General features: G+C 74.0%; 16 protein-coding genes. 10 read left to right on the forward strand and 6 right to left on the reverse strand.

Annotated features, from left to right (window positions below):
• Window positions 1-48 precede the first annotated feature (48 nt).
• Window positions 49-1,212: an acyl-CoA dehydrogenase family protein gene (locus tag ACIRRH_RS34065; protein WP_403075165.1), complete on the forward strand. Its 1,164-nt coding sequence runs from the start codon at window positions 49-51 to the stop codon at window positions 1,210-1,212.
• A 133-nt stretch (window positions 1,213-1,345) separates the two neighbouring features.
• On the opposite strand, the gene ACIRRH_RS34070 is transcribed toward ACIRRH_RS34065, so the two are convergent.
• Window positions 1,346-1,867: a hypothetical protein gene (locus ACIRRH_RS34070; protein WP_403075168.1), complete on the reverse strand. Its 522-nt coding sequence runs from the start codon at window positions 1,865-1,867 to the stop codon at window positions 1,346-1,348.
• A gap of 229 nt (window positions 1,868-2,096) precedes the next feature.
• Between ACIRRH_RS34070 and ACIRRH_RS34075 the strand changes: the two genes are divergently transcribed.
• From ACIRRH_RS34075 to fxsA, 5 genes are all read left to right on the forward strand, one after another.
• Window positions 2,097-2,537: an Lrp/AsnC family transcriptional regulator gene (locus ACIRRH_RS34075; protein WP_031071340.1), complete on the forward strand. Its 441-nt coding sequence runs from the start codon at window positions 2,097-2,099 to the stop codon at window positions 2,535-2,537.
• 50 nt (window positions 2,538-2,587) lie between these two features.
• Complete coding sequence (locus ACIRRH_RS34080) at window positions 2,588-4,195, forward strand: amidohydrolase (RefSeq protein ID WP_403075171.1); 1,608 nt, start codon at window positions 2,588-2,590, stop codon at window positions 4,193-4,195.
• A 42-nt stretch (window positions 4,196-4,237) separates the two neighbouring features.
• Window positions 4,238-4,690, forward strand: a complete 453-nt coding sequence (locus ACIRRH_RS34085; RefSeq protein ID WP_224283302.1) for an N-acetyltransferase — start codon at window positions 4,238-4,240, stop codon at window positions 4,688-4,690.
• Between the two features lie 95 nt (window positions 4,691-4,785).
• On the forward strand, window positions 4,786-6,432 hold the full coding sequence (gene lnt, locus ACIRRH_RS34090) for an apolipoprotein N-acyltransferase (protein WP_403075174.1): 1,647 nt from the start codon (window positions 4,786-4,788) through the stop codon (window positions 6,430-6,432).
• 55 nt (window positions 6,433-6,487) lie between these two features.
• Window positions 6,488-7,066 (forward strand): FxsA family membrane protein, encoded by a 579-nt coding sequence (fxsA, locus tag ACIRRH_RS34095; protein WP_403075176.1) that lies wholly within the window; start codon window positions 6,488-6,490, stop codon window positions 7,064-7,066.
• Window positions 7,067-7,248: 182 nt separating this feature from the next.
• Here the strand turns inward: fxsA and ACIRRH_RS34100 are convergent, their stop codons facing one another.
• The 3 genes from ACIRRH_RS34100 to ACIRRH_RS34110 all read right to left on the reverse strand — a co-directional run bounded on the left by ACIRRH_RS34100 (window position 7,249) and on the right by ACIRRH_RS34110 (window position 9,848).
• Entirely contained in the window at window positions 7,249-7,623 is a 375-nt protein-coding gene (locus ACIRRH_RS34100) for an RNA polymerase-binding protein RbpA (RefSeq protein ID WP_196949106.1), read from the reverse strand.
• A gap of 310 nt (window positions 7,624-7,933) precedes the next feature.
• Window positions 7,934-9,541 carry a hypothetical protein gene (locus ACIRRH_RS34105; RefSeq protein WP_403075178.1) on the reverse strand — a complete coding sequence of 536 codons (1,608 nt, stop codon included), beginning with the start codon at window positions 9,539-9,541 and terminating at the stop codon, window positions 7,934-7,936.
• A 112-nt stretch (window positions 9,542-9,653) separates the two neighbouring features.
• On the reverse strand, window positions 9,654-9,848 hold the full coding sequence (locus ACIRRH_RS34110) for a hypothetical protein (protein WP_224283326.1): 195 nt from the start codon (window positions 9,846-9,848) through the stop codon (window positions 9,654-9,656).
• Between the two features lie 399 nt (window positions 9,849-10,247).
• Here ACIRRH_RS34110 and ACIRRH_RS34115 point away from each other — a divergent pair, with 399 nt between their 5' ends.
• The 4 genes from ACIRRH_RS34115 to ACIRRH_RS34130 all read left to right on the forward strand — a co-directional run bounded on the left by ACIRRH_RS34115 (window position 10,248) and on the right by ACIRRH_RS34130 (window position 12,930).
• A complete protein-coding gene (locus tag ACIRRH_RS34115) occupies window positions 10,248-10,664 on the forward strand; it encodes an ankyrin repeat domain-containing protein (protein ID WP_403075181.1) in 417 nt (138 codons plus the stop codon).
• 24 nt (window positions 10,665-10,688) lie between these two features.
• Window positions 10,689-11,204: a GNAT family N-acetyltransferase gene (locus ACIRRH_RS34120; RefSeq protein WP_403075184.1), complete on the forward strand. Its 516-nt coding sequence runs from the start codon at window positions 10,689-10,691 to the stop codon at window positions 11,202-11,204.
• 47 nt (window positions 11,205-11,251) lie between these two features.
• Complete coding sequence (locus tag ACIRRH_RS34125) at window positions 11,252-12,334, forward strand: serine hydrolase domain-containing protein (protein WP_403075187.1); 1,083 nt, start codon at window positions 11,252-11,254, stop codon at window positions 12,332-12,334.
• 95 nt (window positions 12,335-12,429) lie between these two features.
• Window positions 12,430-12,930 (forward strand): NUDIX domain-containing protein, encoded by a 501-nt coding sequence (locus tag ACIRRH_RS34130; protein WP_403075189.1) that lies wholly within the window; start codon window positions 12,430-12,432, stop codon window positions 12,928-12,930.
• Between the two features lie 7 nt (window positions 12,931-12,937).
• Here ACIRRH_RS34130 and ACIRRH_RS34135 read toward each other — a convergent pair whose 3' ends face one another.
• Window positions 12,938-13,588 (reverse strand): vitamin K epoxide reductase family protein, encoded by a 651-nt coding sequence (locus ACIRRH_RS34135; RefSeq protein ID WP_403075191.1) that lies wholly within the window; start codon window positions 13,586-13,588, stop codon window positions 12,938-12,940.
• A gap of 90 nt (window positions 13,589-13,678) precedes the next feature.
• Window positions 13,679-14,482, reverse strand: coding sequence for a DsbA family protein (locus tag ACIRRH_RS34140; protein WP_403075192.1), 804 nt, complete (start codon window positions 14,480-14,482; stop codon window positions 13,679-13,681).
• Between the last annotated feature and the right edge of the window lie 84 nt (window positions 14,483-14,566).

A 14,566-nucleotide genomic window follows, 5' to 3' on the forward strand; every position in this document is an offset into this window, starting at 1 on the left:
CCAGCCGACACCCCGGTCCGGCGCCCGATCGAGGAGGCGACCGCCGCCATGACCCCCTCCCCTGTGAAAGCCGTGGAGCGCCAGCTGCCCAGCGAGGAGGCCCGCGAGCTGCTGAGCCTCACCCGGGAGCTGGTCGAGCGCGAGCTCCGGCCGCGCGCGGCGGAGGACGAGGCCGCCGGCCGCTTCCCGCGAGAGGCCTTCCGCACCCTCGGCGAGGCCGGCCTGCTCTCCCTCCCGTACGACGAGAAGTACGGCGGCGGCGAACAGCCCTACGAGGTGTACCTCCAGGTGCTGGAGGAGCTCGCGGGCGGCTGGCTGGCCGTCGGCCTCGGCGTCAGCGTGCACACCCTGTCCTGCCACGCGCTCGCCACCTTCGGCACCGACGAGCAGCGCGACACCTGGCTGCCCGCCATGCTCTCCGGCGAGCAGCTCGGCGCCTACTGCCTCTCCGAGCCGCAGTCCGGCTCCGACGCGGCCGCGCTGCGCACCCGCGCCGACCTCGACGGCGAGGCGTACGTGGTGAACGGCACCAAGGCCTGGATCACCCACGGCGGTCAGGCCGACTTCTACAGCGCCCTGGTGCGCACCGGCGTCGACGGCCCCAAGGGCATCAGCTGCCTGCTGGTCCCCGGCGCCCAGCAGGGCCTGTCCGCGGCCCCGCCGGAGCACAAGATGGGCATGCGCTCCTCGCCGACCGCGCAGCTGCACTTCGACGGCGCCCGGGTGCCCCGCGAGCGGCTGATCGGTGAGGAGGGGCAGGGCTTCCAGATCGCGCTCGCCGCGCTGGACTCCGGCCGCCTCGGCATCGCCGCGTGCGCGATAGGCGTCGCCCAGGCCGCGCTCGACCTCGCGGTCGACTACGCCCGCACGCGGCGCCAGTTCGGCCGCCCGATCGCCGAGTTCCAGGGCCTGTCCTTCATGCTCGCCGACATGGCCACCCAGATCGAGGCCGGCCGCTCGCTCTACCTGTCCGCCGCACGGCTGCGGGACGCCGGCCGGCCGTTCTCCAAGGAGGCGGCGATGGCCAAGCTGTTCTGCACCGACGCGGCGATGCGGGTGACCACCGACGCCGTCCAGGTGCTCGGCGGCTACGGCTACACCCAGGACTTCCCGGCCGAGCGCTACATGCGCGAGGCCAAGGTGCTGCAGATCGTCGAGGGCACCAACCAGATCCAGCGCCTGGTGATCGGCCGCCACCTCACGAAGGCCTGACGCCCGGGGCCCGCCCGGTGGGTCCCGTCGGACCCGGCAGTGGTCCTCCGGGCAGGCCTCGGCCTCCCACACACGGCCTCCGGCCGTCACTCCAGGGTGCGGAGTGACGGCCGGAGGCGTTCCTGTCGGATCGTCAGCTCGCCTTGGCGGTACGGGCCGTCAGCGCCGGACGACGGCGGCGCTGCTCCGGGATGGCGGCCCGCAGCGCCGAGACGTTCGGGACGGCGGGCGCCATCGGAGCGGCGTGGGCGACCGCGGCGAGCCGCACCGGGCGGTGCGCGACGGCGTGCGAGAACGGCTGGGTGCGCCAGTCCAGTCCGCTCGGGAGCTTGAACAGCGCGGCGAGCCCGGCCGGTTCGGCGTCCTCCGGGGCCTCGACCTCGGCCAGGTCGTCCGTCGGCACGCCCGAACCCGGGCAGATCGCGGGGGCGAAGGGGTTCCAGGCCGTCGGCAGCAGTGCGTGCTGCGGCAGCCGCTCCTCGTCCGCCACCAGGGCGATCGGGCGGCGGCACTCGGGGCAGTTGACCCGGAAGATGTCCCAGGACTCCGCCTCGCCGGGGTCGGTGCCCGGCATGTGGTCGACCGCGAGGTCCTCGCGGTCGGTCATATCGTCGGTCTCGTCGGCGCCCAGCACGCGCTGGTCAGTAGCAGGCATGAGGATCCCCCTAGGATCGGGCCCGGCGTGGTCGTCCAGGGCCACAACCAGCACTTCCCTGTGATCCGGATTCATAACCCTGCGGTCACGCGCACCGTGATGCACCGGGTGTGTCCTTGGCCACACCGGATGCCACATTCACCCGGCATGTGCCCGCCTGACACCTGCAATCCCTCCCCGTGCCACCGCGTGCGCCCCCCGTGCTCCCGACCGGGTAGGTTTGCGCACTGTGGAGGATCTCGACCAACGCATCGTCCAGCTGCTCGTCGAAGACGGCCGGATGAGCTACACGGACCTGGGCAAGGCCACCGGCCTGTCCACCTCGGCGGTGCACCAGCGGGTGCGCCGCCTTGAACAGCGCGGGGTGATCCGCGGCTACACCGCGATCATCGACCCCGACGCCGTCGACCTGGCGCTGACCGCGTTCATCTCGGTCAAACCCTTCGACCCGAGCGCCCCCGACGACACCCCCGAGCGTCTGGCCGGCCTGCCCGAGATCGAGGCCTGCCACAGCGTCGCCGGCGACGAGAACTACATCCTCAAGGTCCGCGTCGGCGCCCCCGGCGACCTGGAGGACCTGCTCGCCCGCATCCGCAGCGCCGCAGGCGTCTCCACCCGCACCACCGTCGTCCTGTCCACCCCGTACGAGGCGCGACCCCCGAAGCTCTGAACCGCGGGCCGGTCTCCGCGGAGGAACCGGTGGCGTGCAGACTTGGCGGCATGACCGAACGCACTTCTCGGACCGTCCTGCTGCGCGGCGGCGCCGTCTACAGCCCCGCCGACCCCTTCGCCACCGCGATGCTCGTGGAAGGCGGGCACGTCGCCTGGGTCGGCAGTGACGGCGCCGCCGAGGCGTACGCCGCGACCGCCGACGAGATCGTCGAGCTGGACGGCGCCCTGGTCACCCCCGCCTTCGTGGACGCCCACGTGCACGCCACCGCCACCGGCCTGGCGCTCACCGGCCTCGACCTCACCGGCAGCCCCTCGCTGGCCGCCACCCTGGCCGCCGTCACCGCCTTCGTCGCCGCGCAGACCGAGCCCGGCGGGGTGCTGATCGGCCACGGCTGGGACGAGACCGGCTGGCCCGAGGGCCGCCCGCCCACGCTCGCCGAACTCGACGCCGCCGCCCGCGGCGCCGCGCTCTACCTCTCCCGCACCGACGTGCACTCCGCGCTCGCCACCACCGCACTGCGCAGCCTCACCGAGGGCCTGGCCGAGGCACCCGGCTTCGACCCCGAGGGCCCGCTCACCAAGGACGCCCACCACGCCGTCCGGCAGACCGCGCTGGCCCGCCTCACCCCCGAGCAGCGCCGCAGCGCCCAGCGGGCCACCCTGGCCCGCGCCGCCGAGCTCGGCATCGGCGCCCTGCACGAGTGCGCCGGCCCGGAGATCTCCTCGGAGGTCGACCTGGCCGCCCTGCTGGCCCTGGCCGCCGAGGGGGAGGGGCCCGAAGTCTTCGGCTACTGGGGCGAGTTGGGTGGTATCGAGACCGCCCGCAAGCTCGGTGCGGTGGGCGCCGGCGGCGACCTCTTCGTGGACGGCGCGCTCGGCTCGCACACCGCCTGCCTGCACGCCCCGTACGCCGACGCCGAGCACACCGGCACCGCCTACCTGACCGCCGAGCAGGTCGCCGACCACGTCGCCGTCTGCACCGAGGCCGGGATCCAGGCCGGATTCCACGCCATCGGCGACGCGGCCGTCGCCGCGGTCGTCGAGGGCGTCCGGGCGGCCGGCGCCCGGATCGGCGCCGACCGGGTCAAGGCCCTGCGCCACCGCGTCGAGCACGCCGAGGCCCTGGACGACAAGACCATCGCCGCCTTCGCCGAACTCGGCCTGACCGCCTCCGTCCAGCCCGCCTTCGACGCCGCCTGGGGCGGCCCCGAGGGCATGTACGTCCAGCGCCTGGGCGCCGGGCGGGCGGCCGCCCTCAACCCCTTCGCCGCACTGCTGCGGGCCGGCGTCCCGCTGGCCTTCGGCTCGGACGCCCCGGTCACCCCGCTCGACCCCTGGGGCACCGTCCGCGCGGCGGCCTTCCACCGGACCCCGGACCACCGGATCTCGGTGCGAGCCGCCTTCACCGCCCACACCCGCGGCGGCTGGCGCGCCGTCGGCCGGGACCAGGACGGCGTGCTGGTCCCCGGCGCGGTCGCCAGCTACGCGATCTGGGCGGCCGGCGAGCTGGTCGTCCAGGCCCCCGACTCCCGGGTGGCCGGCTGGTCCACCGACCCGCGCTCCGGCACCCCCGGCCTGCCCGACCTCACCCCGGGCCACCCGCTGCCGACCTGCCTGCGCACCGTGGTCCGCGGCCGCACGGTGTTCCAGCGGTAAACCGCGTGGAACGGCGGGCCGCCGAGTCCTAGGTTGATCACCATGACCGAACTGGTACCCGCCGACTTCACCGTCCCGCGCGAGCTGCTCGCCCCCGAGTTCCGCCTGGAGCCCCTGGGCGAGCAGCACAACGCCTCCGACCACGCCGCCTGGACGAGCAGCGTGGCCCACATCCGCGCCACCCCCGGCTGGGCCGGCCGCGGCTGGCCGCCCGCCGACGGGATGCCCCCGGAGCAGAACCTCGCCGACCTGCGCCGGCACGCCGCCGACTTCGAGGCCCGCACCGGCTTCACCTACACCGTCCTGGAGCCGGACCGCGACGAGGTGATCGGCTGCGTGTACATCTACCCGGACCGCGAGGACCCGTCCGTGATCTCGGTCAGCTCCTGGGTCCGGGCCGACCGCGCCCACCTCGACGCCCCGCTGTACCACGCCGTCTCCGGCTGGCTCACCGGGCACTGGCCGCTGCGGGAGTTCCGCTACGCCCCGCGCTGACCCGGCCACCACCCTCCCCTCACGTCCCCCCGACGTTCCGGGGTACCTTCTTCGCACAGCGTCCGAACAGCAAGCCCCAGGAAGATGGTGCGCCGGTGGCCATTCCCGTCACCCAGGAACGGTCCGAGGCCGTACCCGAGCCACAGGAACCGGCGCCCGGAGCGAGCCGCGGAGCCCGCGCGCTCGCCAAGGTCCGTGCCGGACTTGCGCGCACCGGCCTCGCCGCCCTGGCCGGCCTGCTGCTGGCCCTCGCCTTCCCGCCGTACGACCTGTGGCCGCTGTCGCTGCTCGGCGTCGCCGCGCTCTCGCTGCTCACCCTGGGCCGCACCGTCCGTCAGGGCCTGTGGACCGGCTTCGCCTTCGGCCTGCCGTTCTTCCTGATGCTGCTCAGCTGGCTGCGGGTGGTCGGCTGGGACGCCACGATCGGCCTGTCCGTCGTGGAGGCGCTGTTCCTGGCCCTGCTCGGCGGCGGGCTGGCCGCCACCTCCCGGCTGCCCGGCTGGCCGCTCTGGGCGGCCTGCCTGTGGGTCACCCAGGAGTGGGCCCGCGACCGGCTGCCGCTCGGGGGCTTCCCCTGGGGCCGGCTCGCCTTCGCCAACACCGCCACCCCGTACACCCCGCTGGCCGCGCTCGGCGGCGCGCCGCTGGTGACCTTCGCGGTCGCCCTGTCCGGTGCGCTGCTGGCCTGGGCCGCGCTGCGGCTGCGCGGGCCGGGCAGGGCCCCGAAGGCGGCCGCGCTGGCGGCGCTCGGTGCGGTGGCCGCGCTGCTGGCCGGCTACCTCGTGCCGGTGCCCACGGCCGCCGCCGACACCGTCAAGGTCGCCATCGTCCAGGGCAACGTGCCCAACCCGGGCATGGACTTCCTGGGCCGCCCGATGATGGTCCTCAACAACCACGCCTCGGCCACCGAGCGGCTCGCCGCCGACATCCGGGCCGGCAAGGTCGAGCGCCCCGACATCGTGATCTGGCCGGAGAACTCCTCCGACCTCGACCCGTTCAGCGATCCGCTGGCCCGTCAACGGATCGACGAGGCGGTCAGGGCGGTCGGCGTGCCCACCCTGGTCGGCACCCTGGTGGACGGCCCGGACGCGCAGCACGTCCAGAACGAGGGCATCGTCTGGGACCCGGTCACCGGCCCCGGCGCCTCCTACACCAAGCAGCACCCCGTCCCGTTCGGCGAGTACGTGCCGTTCCGGGCGCAGCTGATGAAGGTGATCACCCGCCTCCAGCGGGTCGCCCGGGACTTCTACCCCGGCGACCACAACGGCGTGATGCAGCTCGGCCCGGCCCGGATCGGCGACGTGATCTGCTTCGAGGTGGCGTACGACGAGATCGTCCGCGACACCGTGGACAGCGGCGCCCGGGTCCTGGTCGTCCAGACCAACAACGCGACCTACGCCAAGACCGGCCAGCCCGAGCAGCAGCTGGCGATGAGCCGGTTGCGGGCCGTCGAGCACGGCCGGGCGGTGCTGATCGCCGCGACCAGCGGCATCAGCGCGGTGATCGCCCCGGACGGCAGCGTCCAGCAGCGCACCGAGGAGCTGACCCCGGCCGAGCTGTCGGCCACCGTCCCCCTGCGCGACGGCACCACGGTGGCCGACGAGGTCGGCGCCGCCCCGGAGTGGACGCTCGCCGTCGGCGGCCTGCTGGCCTGCGGCGCAGCGGTGCTGGTCGGCCGCCGCAAGAAGGCTTCGGCCGGAACACCGGCCGAGCGGGAATCGTTGGATCGGGTGGTGCCGTAGCCGGCCCGGACCTTCCGTGCGGCGCGCAGAGCACCGCCTGGAGTGGATTCGTACCGTGACCCAGCAAGCTACCCCCACCCGTCCGGCCCCGCGCAGCAGGCTCCGGCGGGTGCTGCCGCTGCTGATCACCGCCTGGCTGGTGCTGGAGATCTGGCTGCTGGTCCAGGTCGGCTCGTGGCTGGGCGGCTTCACCGTCGTGCTGCTGCTCATCGCGGGCGCCCTGATCGGGGGGTCGCTGATCAAGCGGGCCGGGCTGAAGGCGCTGTCGGCGGCGATCGAGCAGAGCAAGAACCCGCAGTCGCAGCAGCCGCAGACCGGCACCAGCATGACCGTGCTGGCCGGCCTGCTGCTGATCGTCCCCGGCTTCCTGTCGGACCTGGTGGCCCTGACCCTGCTCTTCCCGCCCACTCGGGTGCTGTGGCGGGCGGCCGGGCGCCGGGCCGCGGACAAGGCGCTGCGCAGCACCTCCGCCGTCGGCGCCGACGCGTTCGCGGACGCGATGCGGCTCCAGGAGCAGCTGCGCATCCACCGCCCGGACGGCAAGGTGATCCAGGGCGAGGTCGTGGACCCGGAGTCCGGCCCGCGCGGCCCGCAGGGCCCGGACACCACCTACCGCCCGCCGATCGCCGGCTGACCCGTTCGTTCCCACCGGCCGCCCGGGGCGCATTGCGCCCCGGGCGGCCCGACGTGCCGGGGCGGCTCGCCCAGTGCCCCGGGCAACGCGAACCCGGGCAACGCGAACCGGGGCAACGCGAAAGGGACCCTGGTCACCAGGGTCCCTTTTCGCGTCCTCCCGCTCGGGGCGGGAGCGAGGTGTCAGGCGCTCTTACGGGTGTCCCGCGGGTGCACCGCGAGGTTCATCCCACCGGAGCGGAGCACGGCCAGCCGCTCGGCCAGCACCTCCTCCAGCTCCTCGCGCGTCCGGCGCTCCATCAGCATGTCCCAATGGGTGCGCGTCGGCTTGGTCTTCTTCTCCTCCGGCTCGTCGCCGTCGAGAAGCGCCGCCTCCTGGCCACAGAAGCGGCATTCCCAGGTCGGGGGGATCTCCGCCTCGACCGAGAAAGGAACCTCGAAACGGTGTCCGTTCTGACATGCGTACTCGACGGTCTGGCGGGGAGCCAGATCGATACCACGGTCGGTCTCGTAGCTAGTGGCCCCGAGTCGCGTGCCGCGGAGAGCTCGCTCGCTCATGAATCGTGCCTCCCGGGCTTATGGCCCACAGGACTAGTGGTCGCTGTTCTTCGTCGTTCGGTCAACGCTCGGCTTCCGACGAAGATTCCCGTCCCGGGACATGCGTCGTCTGTTGTGCCGCCCCTGTTTGTACCCACCCGCGCCCGATTTGTCACATCTGGCCGGTGATATCACCCCAGGTGTCACCTATTTCACGTCTGGTGATCGTGCGGACTTTCCGTGACGAGCGTACCGGGACGGGATTCGGCGGCGGGCGCCGCCCCCGGTCGAGCGCCGGACGGCCGGCCCGCGAGGCGGGTCGGCCCGGCCGTCAGGAGATCGGCCGTGAACGGATCATCGGCTCGTTCTTGCCGAGGTCGACAAGATGGGCCGGATCGGCCGCGGGGACCACCGGCGGGTGCTCCGGCCGGGGCGGCGCGGCGGCGGCCGCCTCGGTGCGGCTGTCCCGGTGCGGCAGCAGGGCGATCACCGCGTCCCGCAGCGGGGCCGGAGCCTCGTCGTCCAGCGGGTCGACGGTGGCGGGCACCTGGAGGCGCACCGGGGCGCCGTTGCCGATCCGGGCGTAGCCGCGGCCGACCGGGGCGTGGGCGGCGGGCGCGATGTCCAGGGGTGCGCCGAGCGCGGCGCGCCCCTCGTCGGGCCCGGCCGGGCCGAGCACCACGCGGGCACGGGTGGTGGTGCGGACGGTGGCGGTGATCCGGTCCCGGGCGTCGAGGTCGTCGGCGATCACCACGGTGACCCGGGCGGCCCGACCGTGCCGCAGCGGGAGCTCCAGCAGGTCCTGCGGGTCGGTGCGGCCCTCGGCCTGGGCGAGCTCGCTCAGCTCGGTCGGATGGTCCAACAGCAGCCACAGCGGCCGGGTGACGTCCTCGGGCGGGGCGGTGCCGGCGTGCCGGGCGGCGTTGAGCGCGGCGAGCCGGCGCTCGGTCTCGCCGGCGGCCCACTCCAGGGCGGCCAGCGTGCCGTGCAGGCTGGTCTCCACGGTGTACACACCGGGCCGGTTCACCAGACAGGCGTGCTCACCGGTGCCCGCGCCGTCGACCACCACCAGGTCGGCGTACGGGAGTGCCTGGAGCGCGATCGAGCGCAGCAGGCTGGAGGTGCCGTAGCCGGTGACGCCGAGCGCCAGCAGGTGCGGCTCGGAGGAGCGCGGGCCGGTGCGCCAGATCACCGGGGGCTGCTGGACGGTCATGCCGCTCTGGACGACCGGGATGGTCCGGGCGGTGCCGTCCTCGTCGGTGAAGCCCAGCACGATCTCGCCGGGGGCGGCCACGAACCGCTGGGCGGCGATGTCGGTGGGCAGCGGGGCGAGCGCGGTGATCCGCAGCCGGTTGGACTCCTCGTCCCAGTCGAAGCGGTACTCCCGGGCCCGGCCCGCCTTGCCCTGGACCACCTGCTCGATCCGGGCCCGGGCAGCCGGCTCGGTGTCGGTGAAGTAGGCGGGGTAGCTCAGTTCCAGCCGGGAGAGCCGGCCCTCGCGGTCGAACTCCCACGCGCTGAAGGCGTTCTTGTGGCTGCCCTCGAAGTGGTACAGCGGGTTGGGGTCCTCCGGGCCGCACAGGTACGGGGTGAGCGCCGCGTAGAGGGCGCCGAGCTTGACGTCGGCGACGTCCGGGGCGGGCGGTGCGGGCGCCGCCCTGGGGCTCCGGCCGGCCCAGCCCGCGCTGGCCATCAGGGCGATCAGGGCGAACAGCAGGCCGTGCGGCAGCAGGTAGACGCCGATCGCCAGGGCGGCGGTCAGGAACAGCGTCGGGCCGCGGCGCTCCTTGGGGGTGGCCTGCCAGTGGGACACGGCCCAGCCGACGTGGTGGCGCAGGCCGCGGCCGATGGCGGCGAGCGGGGCGAACATGTCGGAGGCGTGGTCCCCGGTGGTCCGGGCGATCGCGCGGCCCTTGCTGAGGTGGCGGTGGAGCGGCATTCCTTGACTCCCCGGGCGGTGGGACGGGCTGGGGTGGCGGAGGTGGGGTACGACGGGGCCCGGGGCGGTGTGGGATCCGCGCCCGGGCCGGTACGGGGAGAGTGGGCGTCGGCTAGAACTTGATGCCGCTGAGCAGGCTGGCGAGGCTCGCGCCGCCCGCGGTGATGCTCGGCGCGATCGAGGAGCCGGCGGTGTAGAAGCCCAGGAGGGCGCAGACGACGGCGTGGGAGATCTTCAGTCCGTCCCGGCGGAAGAAGAGAAAGGCGATGGTGCCGAACAGGACGATGCCGGAAATCGAGAGGATCACGTTCCGCTCCTCAGGAAGGGGGGACAAGCGGGGGTTGTTACGGAAGGTGCACTAATCATGACAAAAAGTAATAGATGACGGAACGGCGCAAATGGGTGGTTCTGCCGTTCAATGCCGTTCCGGCGGCCGGGTGGCGGTATGCGGACCGGCCGGGGTGCGGGCCGGGCGTCGCGGGGATTCGATGTGCCGAGGCATTCCCGGGCGGCGGGCGGGAAGTTTCCGGGGGGTCCGGGAAGTTCGCTCGAATGGCTGCGCGGCGCGCGTGGCCGAGTGTCGTGGCGGGTGCGGGCCGTCATCCGGATTCCGGACGCCCGCTGGCCCGCTCCGGCGCCGGCCGCTACCGTGCCGTGGGCGCAGCCCCGCCACCGCCCGACGACCCCACCGGAAAGGCCGCCCACCGTGACCGACGCCGCCAGCCAGCAGCCCGCCGACGCCCCCGACGCCGAGGTGATCGCGCTCGCCGGGAAGCTCTTCGACGCCGCCCGTGCCGGGGAGACCGACACCCTGTCCGCCTACCTGGACGCCGGCGCCCCGGCCGACCTCACCAACGACCGCGGCGACACCCTGGTCATGCTCGCCGCCTACCACGGCCACGCCGCCACCGTGGCGGAGCTGCTCCGGTACGGCGCCGACCCGAACCGCGCCAACGATCGCGGTCAGACCCCGCTGGCGGGTGCCGTCTTCAAGGGCGCCGCGGACGTGCTCGACGTCCTGCTGGCCGGTGGGGCCGACCCGCAGGCCGGCACCCCCAGCGCCGTGGACACCGCCCGGATGTTCGGCAAGGACGACCTGGTCGCCCGGTTCGAGGACCGCTGAGCCGGGATCGTAGGCTTTTCAACCATGAACACCACCGCCACCCGGGACGCCGGCACCGTCGAGTTCCGCATCACCGGCTACGCCCACCCCGACGCCCAGGCCCTCTCGGCGGAGGTGCAGCAGGAGTACGTGCGCCGCTACGGCGACCCGGACGAGACCGTCATGCACTCCGAGGACTTCGAGGCGCCGGCCGGCCTGTTCATGATCGCCTACCTGGACGGCCGTCCGGTCGCCTGCGGAGGCTGGCGGGCCAAGCAGGCCGGCCCGGACGACCTGCGCGACGGTGACGCCGAGCTGAAGCGGATGTTCGTGATCCCCGAGGCCCGCGGCCGCGGCCTGGCCCGCGCGGTGCTGAGCCGCCTGGAGCAGACCGCGGTCGAGGCCGGGCGCGCCCGCGTGATCCTGGAGACCGGCACCGAGCAGCCCGAGGCCGTTGCGCTGTACCGGTCCGAGGGCTACGCCGCGATCCGGAAGTTCGGCATCTACAAGGACCACCCGCAGAGCATCTGCCTCGGCAAGCAGCTGGCTCCGGCGGTCTGAGCGGCCGCCGCGCGGGGAAGGCTCCCGTCGGCCCGAGGAGGGGACGGATGAGCCACCGAGCACCCGATGCACCCGGAGCCGACCGGCTCCCCGGCCTGGCCGCGCCCGGCGGGGAGCTGGACCGGCTGGTCCGGGACGGCGCGCGCACCGTCGGGGCGGGCGCCGTCTGGGCCGTCGGCGATGCCGCCGGCACGCTCGGCGGCGGCAGCCACGGCCTGCTCGGGCAGGGGCCGTACGCGCGGCTGCGGCCCGGGCCGGACACACTGTACGACCTCGCCAGCCTCACCAAGGTCGTCGCGCTCTGGCCCTGCGCCGGGGCGCTGCGACAGTCCGGGCTGCTTCCGCTGGACGAACCGCTCGGCCAGTGGTGGCCACCGTCCAACGGACACCCCACCGCCACGGTGACGGTCCGTCAACTTCTCGCCCACACCGCCGGGATGCTCCCGTACACCCGCTTCGAGCAGCTCTACGGGCGCGACCTCGCGGCGATCCGGGCCGGGGTGGTCGCCGCACCGCTGCACCGCCCGCCGGGCGCGGCCGTCGAGTACACCGACCGCGCCGCCGTACTGCTCACCTACCTGGTCGAGGACCTCGGCGGCGCACCGCTGGACGAGCTCGCCGAGCGCTGGGTCTGGGGGCCGCTCGGCATGGCCGACACCCGGTACGGTCCGCTCGGTGCCGCGCTCGCCGCCCGCACCGCGCCCACCGAGTACGAGCAGGGCGCCGGCGCCCACCTGTGCGGCGTCGTCCACGACCCCTCCGCCCGGCTGCTCGGCGGGGTCTCCGGCAACGCCGGGGCCTTCTCCACCGCCCGCGACCTCGCCCGCTTCCTGACCGCGCTGCTCGCCCCGCCGCCCGGGCTGCCGTGGGGCGGGGCGTGGATCGACGAGTCGCTGCGCGAGCAGACCGGCGGCCTCGCCCCCGCCCGCGGCCTGTCCTGGCTGTGCGCCCCCGGCACCGGGCCGGCCGAGGGCACCTTCGTCCACTACGGCTTCACCGGCACCGGCTTCTGGGTCTCCCGGCGGCTCGGACGCTGGGCCGTGCTGCTCACCAACAAGGTGCACTACGACCGGGACATCCGGCGGCTCACCGAGCTGCGCAACGCCTTCCGGCAAGCGGTCTTCGGGTAGCACTCATTCGGGTGGATCAGGGGCGAACCGCCTTTCCCGGCGCCGGAGTCGCGGCAGAGTGGCCGCGGCAACGGGAACCCGGCGGAGGAGGCGCGATGACGGACACCTGGGCACTCTCGGAGGAGGAGTGGCTCGCCGCAATGGTGCGCGCCTACGTCGGGTGCAGCGTGCTGCTCACCGACGAGGCGGGCAGGGTCCTGCTGCTGAAGGCCAGTTACCGCGACCAGTGGCAGTTCCCCGGCGGCGGGATGGACCCGGGGGAGGGGCCCGCCGAGTGCGCGGCCCGCGAGCTGTACGAGGAGACGGGGCTGGTGGCCGGGCCGCTGCGGCTGCTCGTCGTGGAGTGGCGCGACGCGATCCCCGACCAGGGCGAACACGCCCACCCCGCCGTGCAGTTCATGTTCGACGGCGGGACGGTCGCGGCCGGGGCGGTGGTCCGGGCGCAGGCCGAGGAGATCGCCGACCACGGGTACTTCACCCCGGCCCGGGCGGCCGTCCTGCTGCAGCCAGGCGCGGCGCGCCGGCTCACCGGGGCCCTGGAGGCCCGGCGGACCGGCGCCGCCGCGCTGCTGCACTCCGACGGGTACGTGGGGTGACGGCCGGTCAGATCAGGGTGCTCCAGTAGTACCAGAACCGGTTGAGGACCAGCAGCGCGATCACCGCCGCCCACAGCACCGGAAGCGCCCAGTGGTAGCGGGCCGCCTCCCGGACGACCACCCGTGCGCGCGGGCCCACCGGGATCACGCCCTCGTGCAGGTTGCGCAGCGTGGTGTACCAGAACAGCACCACCACCGTCGCCCACACCACCATGCAGTACGGGCACAGCGCGCCGATGTCGTACAGCGCCTGGTAGATCAGCCAGTGCGCGAACACCACGCCCAGCGCGGTGCCCGCGTTCAGGCCCAGCCAGAACCAGCGCCGGTACGCGGCACCGGCGAGCAGCCCCGCGCCGATCGCCGCCAGCGCACCGAACGCGGCCAGCCCGAGCAGCGGGTTCGGGAAGCCGAAGACCTCCGCCTGCTCGGTGCGCATCACCGAGCCGCAGCTGATCACCGGGTTGATGTTGCAGCTGGGGACGTAGGAGGGGTTCTCCAGGATGCGGAGCTTGTCGAAGGTCAGGACGGCCGAGGCGGCCAGCCCGACCAGCCCACCGAGGAACAGCAGGAAGGCATAGGCCCGGCTCGCGCCGATCGGGGCCCGGCCCGCGTCGTCGGGGTCGGAGCGGGAGGGGTGCACGGTGGTAGCGGCGGTCATGGCAGCACACTCCGGTGGCTGGCTGGGAGGAGCCGGCCCGGCCGGGAGTTCGGCCGGGCCGGGTGGTGCCGTGCGGTGTGGTGGTCCGGCCTACTGGAGGCCGGCTGCCTGCTTCACCTGGGCGGTGAACTGCTCGGGCGGGACCACGGCGTTGCCGGCGAACAGGGTGATCTGCTTGCCGTCCACCTTGACGGTCGGGGTGCCGGTCACGCCGCTGTTGTTGAACGCGTCGGAGACCTTGGCCGCCCACGGGGCGTAGGTCTTGTCGGTCACCGCCTTCACGAAGGCGTCCGTCTTCAGGCCGGGCACCTGGCCGGCCAGGTCCAGGATGTGGTTGACGTCGCCGAAACCGTCCTCGCGCTCGTCCGGCTGGTTGGCGTACAGCACGTCGTGGAACGCCTTGAACTTGTCCACGCCCTCGTTCAGCGCCGCGCCGGCCGCGGCCAGCGCGGTGCGCGAGCCCTTGCCGCCGAGGTTCTTGTCCAGGAAGGACGCCAGGTGGAACTCCACCTTGATCCGGCCGTCCTCGGTGAGCTTCTTGACGGTCTCGCCGTTCGCCGCCTCGAAGTGCTTGCAGACCGGGCAGCGGAAGTCCTCGTAGACCTCCAGGGTGTGCGGGGCGTCCGCCTTGCCGTAGGTGATCACCGTGCCGTCGGGGCCGGAGGTGTTGGCGGGCACGACCAGCGGCGCCGCAGCGGCGCCGGAGGACTTGTCGTTCTTGTCCGAGGCCGAGTTGATCGCGACGGCGACACCGCCCGCGAGGGCCAGCACGACGACGGCCGAGACCGTCACCACGATCCGCTGACGGCGCCTGGCGGCCTGCTGCTCGCGGCGCTGCGCCTCCTGGATCCGCTCACGGGCACTGACGCGCTTCTTGTTCTTGTCCTGAGACATGGGTGGGGAAGTCAACTCCTGTACGCGGCGCGCGGGTGCGCGCGGGAAGCCGCACCTGGTGCGGCAGGGTCGGTGAACGCGGGA

This window comes from Kitasatospora sp. NPDC101235 (assembly GCF_044767505.1).
Classification (GTDB): Bacteria; Actinomycetota; Actinomycetes; order Streptomycetales; family Streptomycetaceae; genus Kitasatospora.

What these genes read in the sequence shown, in the direction of transcription:
- ACIRRH_RS34065 (WP_403075165.1), top strand. Translation starts at nt 49, where the DNA reads ATGACCCCCTCCCCTGTGAAAGCCGTGGAGCGCCAGCTGCCCAGCGAG.
- ACIRRH_RS34070 (WP_403075168.1), bottom strand. Translation starts at nt 1,867, where the DNA reads ATGCCTGCTACTGACCAGCGCGTGCTGGGCGCCGACGAGACCGACGAT.
- ACIRRH_RS34080 (WP_403075171.1), top strand. Translation starts at nt 2,588, where the DNA reads ATGACCGAACGCACTTCTCGGACCGTCCTGCTGCGCGGCGGCGCCGTC.
- ACIRRH_RS34085 (WP_224283302.1), top strand. Translation starts at nt 4,238, where the DNA reads ATGACCGAACTGGTACCCGCCGACTTCACCGTCCCGCGCGAGCTGCTC.
- ACIRRH_RS34100 (WP_196949106.1), bottom strand. Translation starts at nt 7,623, where the DNA reads ATGAGCGAGCGAGCTCTCCGCGGCACGCGACTCGGGGCCACTAGCTAC.
- ACIRRH_RS34105 (WP_403075178.1), bottom strand. Translation starts at nt 9,541, where the DNA reads ATGCCGCTCCACCGCCACCTCAGCAAGGGCCGCGCGATCGCCCGGACC.
- ACIRRH_RS34120 (WP_403075184.1), top strand. Translation starts at nt 10,689, where the DNA reads ATGAACACCACCGCCACCCGGGACGCCGGCACCGTCGAGTTCCGCATC.
- ACIRRH_RS34125 (WP_403075187.1), top strand. Translation starts at nt 11,252, where the DNA reads ATGAGCCACCGAGCACCCGATGCACCCGGAGCCGACCGGCTCCCCGGC.
- ACIRRH_RS34130 (WP_403075189.1), top strand. Translation starts at nt 12,430, where the DNA reads ATGACGGACACCTGGGCACTCTCGGAGGAGGAGTGGCTCGCCGCAATG.
- ACIRRH_RS34135 (WP_403075191.1), bottom strand. Translation starts at nt 13,588, where the DNA reads ATGACCGCCGCTACCACCGTGCACCCCTCCCGCTCCGACCCCGACGAC.
- ACIRRH_RS34140 (WP_403075192.1), bottom strand. Translation starts at nt 14,482, where the DNA reads ATGTCTCAGGACAAGAACAAGAAGCGCGTCAGTGCCCGTGAGCGGATC.